A 3,352-nucleotide genomic window follows, 5' to 3' on the forward strand; every position below is an offset into this window, starting at 1 on the left:
CGACGCCATCACCTCCCAGCCCTGGGACGTGGCCCGGATCGCGCTGCCGCTGCTGGCCTACTTCCTCGTGATGTTCGGCGTCTCGTGGGTCGTCGGTGTCCGCCTGCGGCTGGGCTACGCGAAGACCTCGACGCTGGCGTTCACCGCGGCCGGCAACAACTTCGAGCTGGCCATCGCGGTCGCGATCGGCACCTTCGGCGTCACCTCGGGCCAGGCCCTGGCTGGCGTCGTCGGTCCCCTCATCGAGGTGCCCGTCCTCGTCGCCCTCGTGTACGTCGCCCTGTGGCTGCGCGATCGCGCCCCCTCCGGCGACCCCTCCCGCGTCCCGGCCCGCTGATCCGTACCCTCCACCCGACACCGAGGAGCCCACCGCATGACGACTGCCGACGCCGCCCACCTCCCCGACGGCACGGACGGCGGGGAGACGCGGCCCCAGGTCGTGTTCGCCTGCCGCGCCAACGGCGGGCGCTCGGTCGCCTCCCGCCTGCTGACGGAGCACTACGCCGGGGGCCGCGTGGTCGCGATCTCCGCCGGCACCGAGCCCGGCGAGCACGTCCACCCCGAGGTCGCCCGCGTGCTGGAGTCCCTCGGTCTGGACACCTCGCGGGAGTCCCCGAAGCTGCTGACCACCGAGATGATCGCCGGGAGCGATCTGGCCATCACGCAGGGCTGCGGCGAGAACTGCCCCTACGTCCCCGGCGCCCGCTACCGCGACTGGCCCCTCGACGACTCCAAGGGGCAGGACGAGACCGAGGTACGACGGATCATCGCCGACATCGACGGCCGCGTCCGTGAGCTCCTCGTCGAGCTGGTCCCCGACATCGACCTCCCGCCCAGCCTCCTCGCCACCAACTGATTCAACCCACGACCCCCTCCGTCGCAGCCACGCCTGCCCGGACCCAGGAGCGATCAACGAACATGAGCGACCACACCACCCCCGCTGCCGGGGAGTCCCGCAACGTCATCGTCATCGGGTCCGGGCCGTCGGGCTACACGGCCGCGGTGTACGCCGCGCGCGCGAACCTCGCGCCCCTGGTGTTCGAGGGCTCGGTCACGGCCGGCGGCGCGCTGATGAACACCACCGAGGTGGAGAACTTCCCGGGCTTCCGCGACGGCATCATGGGCCCCGCGCTGATGGACGAGATGCGCGCGCAGGCCGAGCGCTTCGGCGCCGAGCTCGTGCCCGACGACGTCGTGTCGGTCGACCTCACCGGTGACATCAAGGTCGTGCGCACCGAGACCGACACCTACACGGCGCGCTCGGTGGTGCTGGCGATGGGATCGGGCTACCGCAAGCTCGGCATCGACGGCGAGGACCTCTACTCCGGCAAGGGCGTGTCGTGGTGCGCCACCTGCGACGGGTTCTTCTTCCGCGAGCAGGCCATCGCGGTCGTCGGCGGCGGTGACTCGGCCGTCGAGGAGGCCACCTTCCTCACCCGCTTCGCCTCGAAGGTCTACCTGATCCACCGCCGCGACTCGCTGCGCGCCTCCGCGATCATGGCCGACCGCGCGTTCAAGGACCCGAAGCTCGAGGTGCTCTGGAACTCCGAGGTCGCCGAGATCCACGGCGGCGACAAGCTGGAGAGCGTCACGCTGCGCGACACCGTCACCGGCGAGACCCGGCCGCTGGAGGTCACCGGCCTGTTCGTGGCGATCGGCCACGACCCGCGCTCGGAGCTGCTCGGCGGTCAGGTCGACCTCGACGACGAGGGCTACGTGCTGGTGCGCCACCCCTCGACGGCGACGAGCATCCCGGGCGTGTTCGCGGCCGGCGACCTGGTGGACCACCACTACCGCCAGGCGATCACCGCGGCCGGCACCGGCTGCGCCGCGGCGCTCGACGCCGAGCGCTACATCGCCGACCTGGACCACGCCGCGGTGACGCCGCAGGAGGCCCAGGACGCGGTCGCGGAGTCCGCCGCCGTCGAGACCGTGCAGACCGCCGGCCTCTGACGGGAAGAACCGAGCGCTCCCCGACGTTCCACCACCGACGCCCCGGTCCGCCGGGCGACTCCATCAACGAGAGGAACACGCCGTGGCTGACATCGCCGCTGTGACCGACGCCGAGTTCGAGGCGCAGGTCCTGAAGTCCGACAAGCCGGTCCTGGTCGACTTCTGGGCCGAGTGGTGCGGCCCGTGCCGCCAGGTCTCCCCGATCCTCGACGAGCTCGCCAAGGAGCACGGCGACAAGATCACGTTCGTGAAGATGAACGTCGACGAGAACCCCGTCACGCCGGGCAACTACCGGGTCACGGGCATCCCGACGCTCAACGTCTACTCCGGCGGCGAGGTCGTCAAGACCATCGTCGGCGCCAAGCCGAAGTCGGCGCTCGTGCGCGAGCTCAGCGAGTTCATCGGCTGACGAGCAGCTGCTCCGAGCCGGAGGCCGGTCCCGCACTGCGGGGCCGGCCTCTCGGCGTCCGGGCCCAGGTCGACGCCGCGCCGTTGCAGGCTAGAGTCGATCGACCGCAGCGCCGCAGCCACCGGGAGACCACGTGCTCGACCTGACCTACCCCGCCGTCATCGCCACCGCGAAGCTCTCCTTCCGCGCGCTCGGCCAGCGCTTCCAGATGACGGGCACCGAGCAGGTCCCCCGCACGGGCGGCGTGCTGCTCGCCGTCAACCACGTCGGGTACGTCGACTACGTGTACGGCGGGCTCGCCGCCAACCCGTCGGGCCGCTACGTGCGGTTCATGGCGAAGAAGGAGATCTTCGACCACCCCGTCGGCGGTCCCGTGATGCGTTCGTTCCACCACATCGAGGTCGACCGGGGCGAGGGCGCGGCGTCTGCCGCGAAGGCCGTCGAATACCTCCGCCAGGGGGAGGCGGTCGGCATCTTCCCCGAGGCCACCATCTCGCGCTCGTTCGAGATCAAGGAGCTGAAGACGGGTGCGGTGCGGATCGCGGCGATGGCCGGCGTACCGCTCCTGCCCGTCGTCATCTACGGCACCCACCGCATGTGGACCAAGGACCACCCCCGCGACTTCTCCCGCGGCAAGACCATCGGCGTGCACGTCGGCGCCCCGCTCCACCCGACCGCCGCCGACCCCGTCGCCGAGACCGCCGAGCTGCACGAGTCGATGAAGGCGCTGCTCGACAAGGCGATCGACCTCTACCCCGAGGACGAGAAGCCCGCCGGCGCCTGGTGGATCCCCGCCCGCCGCGGCGGCAGCGCGCCGACCCTCGAGGAGGCCGAGCGCCTCGACGCCGAGGAGAAGCGCGCCCGCGCCGCCAAGCGCGCGGAGAAGCGCCGCGCCTCCTGACAACGACGCTCGGTGGTCGAGGTGGCCGCCCCGTCCCGCGCTGGTTGAGGTGGCCGCCCCGTCCCGCGCTGGTTGAGGTGGCCGCCCCG

At 71.8% G+C, this 3,352-nt stretch carries 5 protein-coding genes; all 5 read left to right on the forward strand.

All coding sequences use genetic code 11. From position 1 onward, the window contains the following. A partial coding sequence (locus INN71_RS07240) for an arsenic resistance protein (RefSeq protein ID WP_367619028.1) occupies positions 1 to 337 on the forward strand: 337 nt, incomplete at its 5' end. Positions 338 to 373: 36 nt separating this feature from the next. Then, positions 374 to 856 (forward strand): low molecular weight phosphatase family protein, encoded by a 483-nt coding sequence (locus INN71_RS07245; protein WP_277501674.1) that lies wholly within the window; start codon positions 374 to 376, stop codon positions 854 to 856. Positions 857 to 918: 62 nt separating this feature from the next. Then, positions 919 to 1,953 carry a thioredoxin-disulfide reductase gene (gene trxB, locus INN71_RS07250; RefSeq protein ID WP_301800007.1) on the forward strand — a complete coding sequence of 345 codons (1,035 nt, stop codon included), beginning with the start codon at positions 919 to 921 and terminating at the stop codon, positions 1,951 to 1,953. Between the two features lie 82 nt (positions 1,954 to 2,035). Next, on the forward strand, positions 2,036 to 2,362 hold the full coding sequence (gene trxA, locus INN71_RS07255) for a thioredoxin (protein WP_277501667.1): 327 nt from the start codon (positions 2,036 to 2,038) through the stop codon (positions 2,360 to 2,362). Positions 2,363 to 2,495: 133 nt separating this feature from the next. Next, a complete protein-coding gene (locus tag INN71_RS07260) occupies positions 2,496 to 3,263 on the forward strand; it encodes a 1-acyl-sn-glycerol-3-phosphate acyltransferase (RefSeq protein WP_301800009.1) in 768 nt (255 codons plus the stop codon). Positions 3,264 to 3,352: the final 89 nt, after the last annotated feature.

Source organism: Nocardioides sp. ChNu-153, assembly GCF_030466625.1.
Taxonomy (GTDB): Bacteria; Actinomycetota; Actinomycetes; order Propionibacteriales; family Nocardioidaceae; genus Nocardioides.

Excerpts from the sequence above, each read along its gene's own strand:
- INN71_RS07245 (WP_277501674.1), top strand. The coding sequence starts at position 374 with ATGACGACTGCCGACGCCGCCCACCTCCCCGACGGCACGGACGGCGGG.
- trxB (WP_301800007.1), top strand. The coding sequence starts at position 919 with ATGAGCGACCACACCACCCCCGCTGCCGGGGAGTCCCGCAACGTCATC.